Annotated in this window: 12 protein-coding genes; 6 read left to right on the top strand and 6 right to left on the bottom strand. The window is 66.2% G+C overall.

All coding sequences use genetic code 11. The features are described 5' to 3' along the window. Window positions 1–2: 2 nt before the first annotated feature. The 4 genes from pip to panB all read right to left on the bottom strand — a co-directional run bounded on the left by pip (window position 3) and on the right by panB (window position 3,229). Window positions 3–965, bottom strand: a complete 963-nt coding sequence (gene pip, locus AB0L58_RS24875; RefSeq protein ID WP_364390031.1) for a prolyl aminopeptidase — start codon at window positions 963–965, stop codon at window positions 3–5. Continuing rightward, a complete protein-coding gene (locus tag AB0L58_RS24870; RefSeq protein WP_364390030.1) occupies window positions 965–1,414 on the bottom strand; it encodes a hypothetical protein in 450 nt (149 codons plus the stop codon). Before AB0L58_RS24870 ends, pip begins: the two co-directional genes overlap by 1 nt. An 89-nt stretch (window positions 1,415–1,503) precedes the next feature. Continuing rightward, window positions 1,504–2,364: a hypothetical protein gene (locus AB0L58_RS24865; RefSeq protein WP_364390029.1), complete on the bottom strand. Its 861-nt coding sequence runs from the start codon at window positions 2,362–2,364 to the stop codon at window positions 1,504–1,506. Window positions 2,365–2,371: 7 nt separating this feature from the next. Then, the gene (panB, locus tag AB0L58_RS24860) at window positions 2,372–3,229 is read right to left on the bottom strand and encodes a 3-methyl-2-oxobutanoate hydroxymethyltransferase (RefSeq protein WP_364390155.1); all 858 of its coding nucleotides are present in this window, start codon (window positions 3,227–3,229) and stop codon (window positions 2,372–2,374) included. Window positions 3,230–3,456: 227 nt separating this feature from the next. Here panB and AB0L58_RS24855 point away from each other — a divergent pair, with 227 nt between their 5' ends. From AB0L58_RS24855 to AB0L58_RS24845, 3 genes are all read left to right on the top strand, one after another. After that, window positions 3,457–4,995: an alpha/beta hydrolase gene (locus AB0L58_RS24855; protein ID WP_364390028.1), complete on the top strand. Its 1,539-nt coding sequence runs from the start codon at window positions 3,457–3,459 to the stop codon at window positions 4,993–4,995. 115 nt (window positions 4,996–5,110) lie between these two features. After that, window positions 5,111–6,451, top strand: a complete 1,341-nt coding sequence (locus tag AB0L58_RS24850) for a glutamine synthetase family protein (RefSeq protein WP_364390027.1) — start codon at window positions 5,111–5,113, stop codon at window positions 6,449–6,451. Window positions 6,452–6,538: 87 nt separating this feature from the next. Next, the gene (locus tag AB0L58_RS24845; RefSeq protein WP_364390026.1) at window positions 6,539–9,550 is read left to right on the top strand and encodes a bifunctional [glutamine synthetase] adenylyltransferase/[glutamine synthetase]-adenylyl-L-tyrosine phosphorylase; all 3,012 of its coding nucleotides are present in this window, start codon (window positions 6,539–6,541) and stop codon (window positions 9,548–9,550) included. Between the two features lie 6 nt (window positions 9,551–9,556). Here the strand turns inward: AB0L58_RS24845 and AB0L58_RS24840 are convergent, their stop codons facing one another. Next, on the bottom strand, window positions 9,557–9,889 hold the full coding sequence (locus AB0L58_RS24840) for a helix-turn-helix domain-containing protein (protein ID WP_364390025.1): 333 nt from the start codon (window positions 9,887–9,889) through the stop codon (window positions 9,557–9,559). Between the two features lie 121 nt (window positions 9,890–10,010). Between AB0L58_RS24840 and AB0L58_RS24835 the strand changes: the two genes are divergently transcribed. Together AB0L58_RS24835 and AB0L58_RS24830 are read left to right on the top strand one after the other, a co-directional pair. After that, on the top strand, window positions 10,011–10,349 hold the full coding sequence (locus AB0L58_RS24835; RefSeq protein ID WP_364390023.1) for a hypothetical protein: 339 nt from the start codon (window positions 10,011–10,013) through the stop codon (window positions 10,347–10,349). Continuing rightward, window positions 10,349–10,990 carry a cysteine hydrolase gene (locus AB0L58_RS24830; protein ID WP_364390022.1) on the top strand — a complete coding sequence of 214 codons (642 nt, stop codon included), beginning with the start codon at window positions 10,349–10,351 and terminating at the stop codon, window positions 10,988–10,990. Before AB0L58_RS24835 ends, AB0L58_RS24830 begins: the two co-directional genes overlap by 1 nt. On the opposite strand, the gene AB0L58_RS24825 is transcribed toward AB0L58_RS24830, so the two are convergent. Then, the gene (locus AB0L58_RS24825) at window positions 10,944–11,285 is read right to left on the bottom strand and encodes a hypothetical protein (RefSeq protein WP_364390021.1); all 342 of its coding nucleotides are present in this window, start codon (window positions 11,283–11,285) and stop codon (window positions 10,944–10,946) included. The genes AB0L58_RS24830 and AB0L58_RS24825 overlap by 47 nt on opposite strands. A gap of 105 nt (window positions 11,286–11,390) precedes the next feature. On the opposite strand from AB0L58_RS24825, the gene AB0L58_RS24820 reads away from it, so the two are divergent. Next, window positions 11,391–12,335 carry an endonuclease/exonuclease/phosphatase family protein gene (locus tag AB0L58_RS24820; protein WP_364390020.1) on the top strand — a complete coding sequence of 315 codons (945 nt, stop codon included), beginning with the start codon at window positions 11,391–11,393 and terminating at the stop codon, window positions 12,333–12,335. Window positions 12,336–12,369 lie beyond the last annotated feature (34 nt).

The following is a 12,369-nucleotide window of genomic DNA, read 5'->3' as shown; positions in this document are numbered from 1 at the left end:
GATCAGCTCACCTTCGCGAATCCGTCGGTTGCTTCGACGAGATGGTGGGTGATTCCCGGTTCCGCCGCGGCATGACCGGCATCGTCGACGATATGCAGTACCGAACCGGGCCAGGCGCGGTGCAATTCCCATGCGCTGGTCGCCGGGCAGACGACATCGTGGCGACCCTGCACGATGACGGCTGGGATATGCACGATCTTGTCGATATCGCGCAGCAGCTGTCCCTCGGCGAGGAATCCGCCATTGACGAAGTAGTGGTTTTCGATCGTGGCGAATGCCAGCGCGAACCGCGGCTCGGCGCTCTCCTGCACCCGATCCGAGTTCGGCAGTAGCGAACTCGTCGCCCCCTCCCAGGTGGACCAGGCAATGGCGGCCGCTTGGGCGACCTGCTGGTCGGGGGAGTGCAGCAGGCGGTGATACACCTGCACGAGATCGCTGTCGCGTTCGTCCACCGGCACCGGAGCCAGGAACTTCTCCCACTCGTCGGGGTAGATGTTGCCCGCGGCGCCGTTGTAGTACCAGTCGATCTCCTTGCGGCGCAACAGGAAGATCCCGCGCAGCACCAGCTCGGTGACTCGATCCGGATACTGTTGCGCATAGGCGAGCGCGAGCGTGGAACCCCACGATCCGCCGAATACCTGCCAGCGGTCGATGCCGAGATGAATACGCAGCGCTTCGATATCGGCGATCAGATGCCCGGTGGTGTTGGTCGCCAGACTGGCCCCGTCCGCGATATGCGGGGTGGACCGTCCGCAGCCACGCTGATCCAACAGCACGATCCGGTATGCGGCTGGATCGAAGAACTGCCGGTGGAACGGTTCGGTGCCGCCGCCGGGTCCGCCGTGCAGGAACACCACGGGCTTACCGTCCGGATTGCCGCTGATCTCCCAGTACACCGAATGGCCGTCGCCGACATCGAGCATGCCGGTTTCATACGGCTGGATCGCGGGGTAGAGAGTGCGCATCAGAAGGCAAGCCCCGAAGCCAGATCGGGCAGTTCCAGCGCCTCGATCGCCTGCTGGTGCACATCGGCGCAGCTCTTGGTGGTGATCCGGTCGATCATCGCCTTATCGGCGAGCACATGCCCGTTGATGCCACCGTTGCGCAGCGCCCATTCGTGTACCAGCGCATTGAGCCCGATCCGGCCCAACGTCGGACCCTGCACCCGCCAATTCGACAGCTCCGGGCGGATCATGTCGCACAGCTGGGTGGCGGAGGCGTCGGAGATCTCCAGGGTCGTCGGCGGTGCGCTGGTGGTCTTACCCGCGCTGGTGGCCGTCGCCGATCCGGTGGTCGAGCTCGAACTGCCGGTGGGCGCGGGGCTCGAGTCGTTCCCGCAGGCGGTGAGCGCCGCCGCGGCGAAAACGCCCGCCACCAGTAGCGTGCAGCGTGAAATCCAACGGGGTTGCGGCATCGGTACCTCTGCTCGTGTCGGTATTGTCGGCTTCGAGTCTGCCATTATTTGCCGCGTGTGGCCCGCACGAGTTTGCCGGGCGCCACCGATCAAGCCTGGTCAAAGCCCGCGCGCAGCTCGTCGAGCAAGCCGTTCAGAAAGCGTGCGAAGCGCGGTGGCGACGCATCGATGGTGCGCCACGGATGCAGGGCGACCAGTGGTGCCAGTCGGTCGGCGAGGGCGATTTCGGTATCGGTGACGGCATCGTGCTGCTGCCACTGGTCCAGGTACTCGGTGCGGTGCGGACCGCGCAGTACGCGCCAGCACAGCAATGGGTGGGTGATCACCGCATCACCCCAGTCGAACAGCGTGTTCGTCTCGGAATTGGTGAACACATTGCCCGGCTGCAGATCATTGTGTTCGATACTCAGCCTGCCGAATTCGGCGAGCCGCGCCGCGGCTTCGGCGATCGTCTCGCCGAGGCCCGGGACGCGTGGTTCGAAATGCCGGTACACCGTGATCAGTCGGGACGGTGGCAGATACGGTGTGCCGGTGGCACGCAGCTCATCGATGTGATCGCCGATCGCGAACTGGAGGTCGGCGTAGTAGCGGACCAACTCGGTCCACGCGGCGGCGCAATCCCGTGCGGTGGCACCGCCGTCGGGGCTGAGGAACCAGCCGTGATCCGGCTGCACTGCAAGGGGTTCGAGCACACTGCCGGGGCGCAGCCGTGCCAGCGCCTGGAGCAACGCCCCCTCGTGCGCACCGGCACGAGCATTGGCCTTCAACCATATCGGGCCCGCATCGGTCGGGATGCGCACGAGCAACGACCATGGCCGCCGTCGCGTTTCCTCCGGCTTCCCAACGATTTTCACGCCGCGATCGGTGAGGACTCCGGTAGCCCAGTCGAGCATCGGTTGCACGGGTCGGCCGAGCAGCGCTGCTGGTGCGTGCACCGCTCGGCCGGTCATCGTGAACTCAGAAGCTGTGCTCGGGGCCGGGGAAGGTGCCTCGACGCACCTCGTCGGCATAAGCGGCTGCGGCGGAACGCAATTCGTCGCCGATCCGGGCGAACCGCTTGACGAACTTGGCCGTCTTGCCGCTGGTGTAGCCCGCCATATCCTGCCAGACCAGTACCTGCGCATCGCATTCCGCGCCGGCACCGATGCCGATCGTCGGGATGGTCAGCTTGCGCGTCACCTGGCCGGCCAGTTCGGCGGGCACCATCTCCATCACCACGGAGAACGCACCGGCCTCCTGCACCGCGATGGCATCGGCGATGAGCTGTTCGGCGCCGTCGCCACGACCCTGCACCCGGAACCCACCGAGGGTATTGACACTCTGCGGGGTGAACCCGATGTGCGCCATTACCGGAATACCGGCCGAGGTGATCAGCGCGATCTGCTCGGCGACGCGCTCACCGCCCTCCAGCTTGACCGCGTGCGCACCGCCCTCCTTCATGAACCGGGTCGCGGTGGCCAACGCCTGCTGTGGCGAGGATTCGTAGGTGCCGAACGGCAGATCGGCCACCACCAGCGCATGCGGTGCACCACGGACCACACCACGGACCAGCGGGATGAGTTCGTCGACGGTGATCGGCACCGTGGTGTCGTAGCCGTAGACGACGTTGGCGGCGGAGTCGCCGACCAGCAGGACCGGAATACCGGCCTCTTCGAAGATGCGAGCGGAGGAATAGTCGTAGGCGGTCAACATGGACCACTTCTCGCCTTCGGCCTTCATCTGCTGCAGATGAGGTACCCGCGTCTTGCGCCTTGCCGGTTTGCCAGCGGCCGGAGCAGCGCCGTAGGCAGGGGTTTCCGCTTCGGATACGGACATCATCGTCCCTTTCGTGGTTGTCGCCTCGAGGCCCGTCCGGGTCCCCGGGTTTCTTGACAACATTCAGTGTGCACCGCGTATCCGGCCCGCTTAAGGCCAAGGGCGGTGCAATTGGTCACATCACAATGCCAACGCGACGACCGTCGGCCAGGTGACCAAGGCTCGAGGCAGCAAAAGATCCGGGGAGGCGGGGAGCACGGTGAGGCGAGCATGCCAGGATCTTCCACATGTCTGTGGTGCGTAGTGGGTCACGCGGTGTGCTGGTCGCGGTGGCGTTGGCAGTGGTGGCGGCCGGATGCAGCGCATCCACGGACGAGGCGGGTAGTCCGCTGCCCGCACCACCCGCCGGCCTGGAGAAGTTCTACAGCCAGACCGCGAACTGGGGTTCCTGCGATGATTTCGGCTCCCCCGACGACCGCCCCGCGCCCAATACCGAATGCACCCGCATCACCGTGCCCGTCGATTACGCCAAGCCCGACGGCATGACCGCGCAGCTCGCGCTGGCCCGAATCCCGGCCAGCGGCAAGCGCATCGGCTCCCTGCTGCTCAACCCGGGCGGGCCGGGGGTATCGGGCCTGTCGATGGCGGGTATCGCGGGTAAGACGCCGCTGGCCGAGCGCTTCGACCGGGTCGGGTTCGATCCGCGTGGTGTCGGCTCCTCGATCCCGACCGTCGCCTGTCTGACCGCACAGCAGAACGACGCCGAACGCGCCGAACCGCCGACCGACAACACCCCGGAGGGCATCACCACGGCCGAGGACGAGAACCGTCAGTTCGTCGGCCACTGCGTCGAGCGCACCGGCACGGAATTCCTGGCCCATGTCGGCACCCGCGAGGTGGTTCAGGATATGGACGTGATCCGTGCCGTACTCGGCGATCCGAAACTCAGCTACCTCGGCTACTCCTACGGCACCAGACTCGGCTCGGCCTATGCCGAGAAGTTCCCGGACAATGTGCGCGCCCTGGTACTCGACGGTGCGGTCGACTCATCGCAGGATCCGGTGCAGGAATCGCTGCGGCAGGCGGCGGGCTTCCAGCAGGCGTTCGAAGCCTACGCCGCCGAATGCGCCAAGCAGGCGGACTGCCCGCTCGGCACCGATCCGGCCCAGGCGGTCGCGCGGTTCCGTGCGCTGGTGAATCCGCTGGAGACCAAACCGGCCGCGACCACCGATCCGCGCGGACTCAGCTACAGCGATGCCATCACCGGCGTGCAGCAGGCGCTCTATTCCGATGATTTCTGGAAGGTGCTCACCCTCGGCCTGTCCGAATTGCGGGACGGGCGGGGTGACACGCTGCTGAAGCTCGCCGATCTGTACGACGGTCGCCGCGACGACGGCAACTACGACAACACGCAAGAGGCCTTCAACGCCATCCGCTGCGTCGATGATCCGCCGATCAGCGATCGTGCGGTGGCGGGCCGACAGGACTCCGAATACCGCAAGGCGGCGCCGTTCCTGGACGACGGTCGCGGCACCGGGGCCGCACCGCTGGAGTTGTGCGCCATCTGGCCGGTGCCGAACACCAGCACACCGCACAAGGTTTCGGCGCCGGGTCTGCCGAAGACGGTCGTGGTCTCGACCACCGAGGATCCCGCGACGCCGTATCAGGCCGGTGTCGACCTGGCCAACCAGCTGGGTGCCGCACTGATCACCTATCGGGGTACCCGACACACCGCGGCGCTGGTCGCCGGTGATCAGTGCCTGGACGACGCGGTGATCTCCTACCTCACCGATCTGAAGGTCCCGGAGGCCGGTCTGACCTGCTGATCGTGTGCTCGTCAAGCGATCTTGTACCCCGTGCGTTTCATTCCGAATGATGGGATTGCAATCCCTAAGCGCGTATGTAACACGGATTTAACGCCAGATGCTTACGCTCGGCGACATGGATCGCCAGAAGGAATTCGTGCTGCGGACGCTCGAAGAACGGGATATCCGCTTCGTGCGTCTCTGGTTCACCGACGTGTTGGGGTATCTCAAGTCCGTCGCCATCGCTCCAGCGGAGCTAGAGGGTGCCTTCGAAGAGGGCATCGGCTTCGACGGCTCGGCCATCGAGGGCTTCGCCCGGGTGTCCGAGGCCGATATGGTGGCGCGGCCGGATCCCTCGACCTTTCAGGTGCTGCCGTGGTCGACGAGCAAGGGCCACCAGCACTCCGCGCGCATGTTCTGCGATATCACCATGCCCGACGGTTCGCCGTCCTGGGCCGACCCGCGGCACGTGCTGCGGCGCCAGCTCAACAAGGCCGGTGACGTCGGGTTCAGCTGCTACGTGCATCCGGAGATCGAATTCTTCCTGCTGGAAAACGGCCCGCAGGACGGCTCGATGCCGACCCCGGCCGATTCCGGCGGCTTCTTCGATCAGGCCGTACACGATTCCGCCCCCAACTTCCGTCGCCACGCCATCGACGCACTGGAGTCGATGGGCATCTCGGTGGAGTTCAGCCACCACGAGGGCGCCCCGGGACAGCAGGAGATCGACCTGCGCTACGCCGACGCGCTGTCCATGGCCGACAACGTGATGACCTTCCGCTACCTGATCAAGGAAGTCGCCATCGACGAGGGTGTGCGCGCGACCTTCATGCCCAAGCCGTTCGCCCAGTATCCGGGCTCGGCCATGCACACGCATATGAGCCTGTTCGAGGGTGAGGCCAATGCGTTCCACGATCCCGATGATCCGATCAACCTCTCGGAGACCGCCCGCGCGTTCATCGCGGGCATCCTGGAGCACGCTCCGGAGATCAGCGCGATCACCAACCAGTGGGTGAACTCCTACAAGCGACTCATCCACGGCGGCGAGGCGCCGACCGCGGCCTCGTGGGGTCGGTCCAACCGTTCCGCGCTGGTGCGGGTGCCGATGTACACCCCGAACAAGGCATCCTCGCGTCGCGTCGAGATCCGCAGCCCAGATTCGGCCTGCAACCCCTATCTGACCTTCGCCGTACTGCTCGCGGCCGGTCTGCGTGGCATCGAGAAGGGCTACACGCTGCCGCCGGAGGCCGAGGACGATGTGTGGTCGCTGACCGCCGCCGAACGGCGCGCCATGGGCTTCCGCGAGTTGCCCGGCACGCTCGACGAGGCGCTGCAGTCGATGGAGCGCTCGGAGCTGGTCGCCGAGACGCTCGGTGAGCACGTCTTCGACTTCTTCCTGCGTAATAAGCGCCGGGAATGGGCCGACTACCGCAGCCAGGTGACGCCGTACGAGCTGAAGGAGTACCTCGGCCTCTAGTCGGTTAAACCGGCGAATCGGCTACGTTTACGACTCCTTTCCACCGTGCCTGGTGGAAACCGATGATCGGGCAACTAAGTTGGACTTATGGTCCGGCCGCCGTCTGCTCGTTCAGCTGTCCCTGGTGTCGGTCGGCTCGGCTTGCTCGAGCCGACCGCCGCCGCCTCGTTACGAGAGTTGGCTTGGGACAATATCGACAGCATTCCGGTGCTGTGGGCGCTGTCCCGCGCGCCCGATGCCGACCTCGCACTGCTGACGCTGACGCGGCTGCAGGCCGCGCTCGGCGATGACTGGTCCGAGCTCGATTCGACGCTGCGCAGCGATACCGCCTTGCGCGGCAGGCTTTTCGCACTCGTCGGATCGTCGAGCGCGTTCGCCGACCATCTGGTCGCCGACCCGGCCGTATGGCGAATTCTGCTGCGGGACAAGCTTCCCGCGCGCGAGGAGTTGATCGCGGACCTGCTCGCGGCGGTGCAAGCCGTACCAGTCGAGAGTCCGCATGCCGATGCCGTACTGCACCGGGCCGAGCAATCCGGTCCCGAGGCAATTCCACTGCTGCGCAAGCGATATCGCGATCAACTCATGCTCTTGGCCGCGCTGGATCTGGCGGCCACCGTGGAGAACGAGCCGGTGCTGCCGTATCAGGTGGTCGGCCGCCACCTCACCGATCTCGCCGACGCGGCATTGACCGCCGCACTGGCGGTGGCGGTGGCCAGGGTCTGCAAGGACGGACCGGTGCCGGTGCGGCTGGCGGTAATCGCCATGGGTAAGAGCGGTGCGTGCGAACTCAACTACGTCAGCGATGTCGATGTCGTCTTCGTGGCCGAACCGGCCGATGCCATCGCCACCCGCTTGGCCGCCGAGATGATGAGCGTGGGCAGCGCGGCTTTCTTCGAGGTCGATGCGGCGCTGCGGCCCGAGGGCAAGGCGGGTGCGCTGGTGCGCACGTTGGACTCGCATATCGCGTACTACAAGCGCTGGGCCAGGACCTGGGAGTTCCAGGCCCTGCTCAAGGCGCGGCCGATGACCGGCGATCTGGCGCTGGGGGAGCAGTACCGCGACGCGCTGATGTCCATGGTGTGGACCGCTGCCGAGCGTCCCGACTTCGTCGCCGATGTGCAGGCGATGCGGCGCCGGGTGGAGGATCTGGTCCCCGCCGATCTGCGCGAGCGTGAACTCAAACTCGGCCACGGCAGCCTGCGCGATGTCGAATTCGCCGTGCAGCTTCTGCAGTTGGTGCACGGCCGGGTGGATGAGACCCTGCACGTGCAGGACACCGTGGAAGCGCTGACGGCATTGGCCGCGGGTGGGTACGTCGGCCGCGACGATGCCGCGAATCTCACCGCCTCCTACGAATTCCTGCGTCTGCTCGAACACCGGCTGCAGTTGCAGCGGCTCAAGCGCACCCATACTCTGCCCGCCGCCGATGACGAGGAGGGCATGCGCTGGCTGGCCCGCGCCGCCCATATCCGCCCGGACGGACGGCAGGACGCGGTCGGTGTGCTCGGCACCGAGATTCGCCGAAATGCGGTGCGGGTGCGGCGTTTGCACGCCAAACTCTTCTATCGGCCACTGCTCGAATCGGTGGTCAAGATGGATCCCGACGCGCTGCGGCTGAGCCCGGACGCGGCGATCCGGCAGTTGGCGGCGCTCGGCTACGCGGCGCCGGAAAACGCACTCGGCCATTTGAAAGCGCTCACCGGCGGGGTATCGCGCAAGGGCCGGATTCAGGCACTGCTGCTGCCGACGCTGCTCGAATGGCTCGGGGACACACCGAATCCCGATGCCGGACTGCTCGCCTACCGGCGCGTCTCGGAGGGGCTGGACGATCAGATCTGGTTCCTGCGCGAATTGCGCGACGAGGGCGCGATCGCACAGCGGCTGATGATCGTGCTCGGCTCTTCGGAATATCTGCCGGATCTGCTGATCAATGCCCCGGACACGATTCGGATGTATGCCGACGGACCCGGCGGGCCGCTATTGCTCAGCCCGCAGCCGGAAGATGTCGCGCGCGGGATCCTTACCGCGGCGGCGCGCTACGACGATCCGAAACGGGCGGTGGCCGCAGCTCGTTCGCTGCGCAGGCACGAATTGGCGCGGGTGGCCTCGGCCGACCTACTCGGCATGCTGGACGTGCCGCAGGTGTGCCGGGCACTGTCGGCGGTGTGGGTCGCGGTGCTGGAAGCCGCACTGCGCGCGGTGATTCGGGCCAGCGAGGCCGAACTCGGGACACCGGCGCCGGCCGATTTCGCGGTGATCGGCATGGGGCGACTGGGCGGTTTGGAACTGGGCTACGGTTCCGATGCCGATGTGCTGTTCGTCTGTGATCCGCGTCCGGGCGCGGACGAGACCAGGGCCGTGAAGTGGGCGATCGGCATCGCGGAGAAGGTGCAGCGGTTGCTCGGTTCGCCGAGTACCGATCCGCCGCTGCAGGTCGACGCGGGACTGCGCCCGGAGGGGCGCAACGGTGCGCTGGTGCGCACGCTGGCCGCTTACGCCGCCTACTACGAGCAGTGGGCGCAGCCGTGGGAGGTACAGGCCCTGCTGCGGGCGCATCAGGTGGCCGGGGATCAGGACCTCGGTGTCCGGTTCCTGCGCACCATCGATAAGGTGCGCTATCCCGAGGGTGGGGTATCGGCGGAGGCGGTGCGCGAAATCCGCAGGATCAAGGCCAGGGTGGATGCCGAGCGTCTGCCACGCGGTGCGAATCCGGCGACCCACACCAAGCTCGGGCGCGGTGGCCTCGCCGATATCGAATGGACCGTGCAGCTGATGCAGCTGCGCTACGCCCACGATGTGCGCGCACTGCACAATACCTCGACGCTGCAATCCCTCGATGTCATCGAGCAGACCAAATTGCTTGCGGTCGAAGATGTTTCACTGTTGCGCGAAGCCTGGATCGCCGCGACCAAGGCGCGCAACGCGCTGGTGCTGGTGCGTGGCAAGCCCGCTGATCAACTACCCGGCCCTGGCCGTCTACTATCGGCCGTGGCGCGGGTCGCGGGGTGGCCGAACGATGACGGCAGCGAATTCCTGGACAACTACATGCGCGTCACGCGGCGGGCGAAAGCGGTAGTGGAGCGCGTCTTCGGGGGCTGAGGTCGGTCAGGGCAGAGCGATACCGGCGCGGTCGGCGCGTTTCCGGCCCCATTCGTAGAGGGCGGTGAGGACCGGGACCAGGCTCCAGCCTTCCTCGGTCAGATCGTATTCGACCTGGGGCGGGACGGTATCGAAGGTGGTGCGGCGGATGAGGCCGTCGGTCTCCAGGTCGCGCAACTGCTGGACGAGCATTTTCTCGCTGGTGCTCGGCATCAGGCGCCGCAGTTCGCCGTAGCGGCGCACACCCTCCTTGAGGTGGGCCAGGATGACCGGCTTCCATTTGCCGTCGATGAGGTCGACGGTCACCTCCACCGCGCAGTAGTAGCGCTTCTCCGGCATCGCTCGCCTCCCGGTACTCACCAAAAAGTGCGTTCTTGTAACACTGTAATCATCGGACTTACATGGAACTCGCACTGCGGCGCGGCCGCACCACATTCTGCAGACATGGAGTTCGATTCCCATGAAAGTCATCGTTTTCGACAGCTTCAAGCCCGGCGTGACGATGGAGACCATCACCCCTTATCTCCCCGAAGAGGTCGCCAATGTGTGGCGGCTGTGGAAGGCGGGCATCGTGCGCGAGAACTACGCCCGCGCCGATGAGCCGGGCGTGGTGATCGTCTTCGAGGTCGACAGCGTCGAGGAGGCCAAGCGCTATGTCGACGATTTCCCGCTGACCAAGGCCGGTCACCTGGAATGGACCTACGTTCCGGTGCAGGCGCCGTTACCGCTGGAGGCGCTGATGGATCCGTCCGCCGATGTCGCCGAGCCCTACGACCGGACGAAGGTGGTGTCGGTCTGATGCAATACGCCTACGGTCTGAGCATTCCGCAGACCCTCCCGGATGCTTGCGATCCGACCAGGATGGCGCTGCTCATCTACGACATGCAGGTCGGCATCGTCCGGCAGCTGCCGGACGGCGACAAGATCGTCCAGACCTGTGTGCAGCTGCGGGATGCGGCGCGGGAGAACGGTTTTCGCGTCTTCTACACCCGGCACATGTCACTGCCGCCCGCGGCGGCCGGTGTCGCGCAACTGCGTACGGCCATGGAGTGGCAGCGGGTCGACAATCCGAACGAGGTGAATTCCAGCTTCCCGCAGGGATCGCCGCAGTATCAGCTGGTCCCCGAGCTGACGCCCGGTCCGAACGAGGTGGTCATCGATAAGATCACCATGTCCGCTTTCGCGGCGACGCCGCTCGATATCGCCTTGCGCGACTTAGGGATCGACGCCTTCGCCATCGCGGGTATCGCCATGGAGGTCGGCATCGAACCCACCGTCCGACACAGTCTGGACCTGGGCTACCTGCCCATCCTGGTGACCGACGCGTGCGGCGCGGGCCATCCGGCCGCGGCCGAACGTGCCTTGGCCACACTGGCTTTCGCCGGAGGCTCGCTCACCACGGACGCCGCCGTGCTCGTCGAGCAGATGCACCGCCACTGAGCGGCAGCCGCGCCGGGCCGACCGCGGTCAGCATCTGGAAGCGGCGCACGAATTCGCGCAGCGCAATGCGGTCCTCATCGTCGAGCGGGCGGTACCCCCGCTCGGCGGTCACCGATACCGTGCTTCCCGCGCGCACCCGCAATTCGTCCCAACACCACGGCAGCACCGGTGTCAGCACGGTGTGCCCATTGCAGGTCACGGTGATTTGCGAGGTGAACCGGCCCGCGGTGGCCGCGAGGTCTTCGGCTGTATCGGCAGTGAGCGCGCCGGTCGCTGTGAACTCCTCGACATACATCGGAACCACCTCACTCTCTGCTGGCCAGTGTAGGAGGCCTGCGCATCCATGGGGTCTCCACAATCGCCGCACTTGGTCTCCATCGGTGCCGGCTAGGGTCTGGGCATGCGTAAGTGGGTGGACCGGGTGCTGCTCGGGCTGGGATGGTGCGCCTCGGCGGCCGGAGTGCTCGGGATCGTGCTGCATTTCGGAACGTGGCGGCGGCAGGTTCCGGTGCTGTTGGCGTCGGGGGCATCGTATTTGATGCTCGCGGCGGTGCTGGGGCTGGTGTTGTTCCTGATCGCGCGGGGATGGAAGAGTGCGGTGTCGGCCGGGGTGCTCGTCGCGGCGGTGTTGTGGACGCAGGTGCCGATGTTCGTGCCGGAGGGGCGGGCGGCGAGTGGGCCGGAAGTTTCGGTCATGCAGTCGAATCTGTTGTTCGGGAGGGGGGATGCGGCGGCGGTGGTTCGGGCCGTGCGGGAGCACCGGGTCGAGGTGCTCACCATCGACGAGTTGACGCCGGAACTCGCGCAGCGACTCGCGGCGGCCGGAATCGACGAGTTGCTGCCACATCAGTTCCTGCAGGCCCGTGGGGGCGGCAACGGTACCGGGATCTACAGCCGATATCCGTTACGGGACACCAAGAAATACGACGGTTTCTGGATGAACAATCTGTCCGCCACCATGGAGCATCCACGACGCGGGGCGGTCGCGGTGTTCGCATTCCATCCGGTGCCGCCATCGGTCGACTTCCCGGCGTGGAGTTCCGAGCTCGACCGGATTCGCGAAATACTGGACGCGCAACAGGGTCCCGCGATCGTCGGCGCGGATTTCAATGCCACCCGCGATCATTCGGCATTCCGTGCGCTGCTGCGCGGACGATTCGTCGCGGCGGCGGATCAGGCTGGTGCCGGGCCGATGCTCACCTATCCGGCGGATCGCCGGTGGGGTCCGGTGATCGGTATCGACCACATTCTGGTCGCCGACGGCACGGCGGCGGAGGTCCGCTCGCTGAGCATTCCGGGATCGGATCATCGCGCGATACTGGCACAGGTGCAGTTGAACGCCTGACGGGCGAATGCGCTCGGACGTATACGCGCGCAGG

It is taken from the genome of Nocardia sp. NPDC052112 (assembly GCF_040680135.1).
Taxonomy (GTDB): Bacteria; Actinomycetota; Actinomycetes; order Mycobacteriales; family Mycobacteriaceae; genus Nocardia.
Note: the sequence above shows the minus strand (reverse complement) of the source record. Positions and strands in the feature narration are given on the sequence as shown.

Bases quoted from the DNA above. Each gene is read 5' to 3' on its own strand.
- pip (WP_364390031.1), bottom strand. From the start codon at position 965: ATGCGCACTCTCTACCCCGCGATCCAGCCGTATGAAACCGGCATGCTC.
- AB0L58_RS24870 (WP_364390030.1), bottom strand. From the start codon at position 1,414: ATGCCGCAACCCCGTTGGATTTCACGCTGCACGCTACTGGTGGCGGGC.
- AB0L58_RS24865 (WP_364390029.1), bottom strand. From the start codon at position 2,364: ATGACCGGCCGAGCGGTGCACGCACCAGCAGCGCTGCTCGGCCGACCC.
- panB (WP_364390155.1), bottom strand. From the start codon at position 3,229: ATGTCCGTATCCGAAGCGGAAACCCCTGCCTACGGCGCTGCTCCGGCC.
- AB0L58_RS24855 (WP_364390028.1), top strand. From the start codon at position 3,457: ATGTCTGTGGTGCGTAGTGGGTCACGCGGTGTGCTGGTCGCGGTGGCG.
- AB0L58_RS24850 (WP_364390027.1), top strand. From the start codon at position 5,111: ATGGATCGCCAGAAGGAATTCGTGCTGCGGACGCTCGAAGAACGGGAT.
- AB0L58_RS24845 (WP_364390026.1), top strand. From the start codon at position 6,539: ATGGTCCGGCCGCCGTCTGCTCGTTCAGCTGTCCCTGGTGTCGGTCGG.
- AB0L58_RS24840 (WP_364390025.1), bottom strand. From the start codon at position 9,889: ATGCCGGAGAAGCGCTACTACTGCGCGGTGGAGGTGACCGTCGACCTC.
- AB0L58_RS24835 (WP_364390023.1), top strand. From the start codon at position 10,011: ATGAAAGTCATCGTTTTCGACAGCTTCAAGCCCGGCGTGACGATGGAG.
- AB0L58_RS24830 (WP_364390022.1), top strand. From the start codon at position 10,349: ATGCAATACGCCTACGGTCTGAGCATTCCGCAGACCCTCCCGGATGCT.
- AB0L58_RS24825 (WP_364390021.1), bottom strand. From the start codon at position 11,285: ATGTATGTCGAGGAGTTCACAGCGACCGGCGCGCTCACTGCCGATACA.
- AB0L58_RS24820 (WP_364390020.1), top strand. From the start codon at position 11,391: ATGCGTAAGTGGGTGGACCGGGTGCTGCTCGGGCTGGGATGGTGCGCC.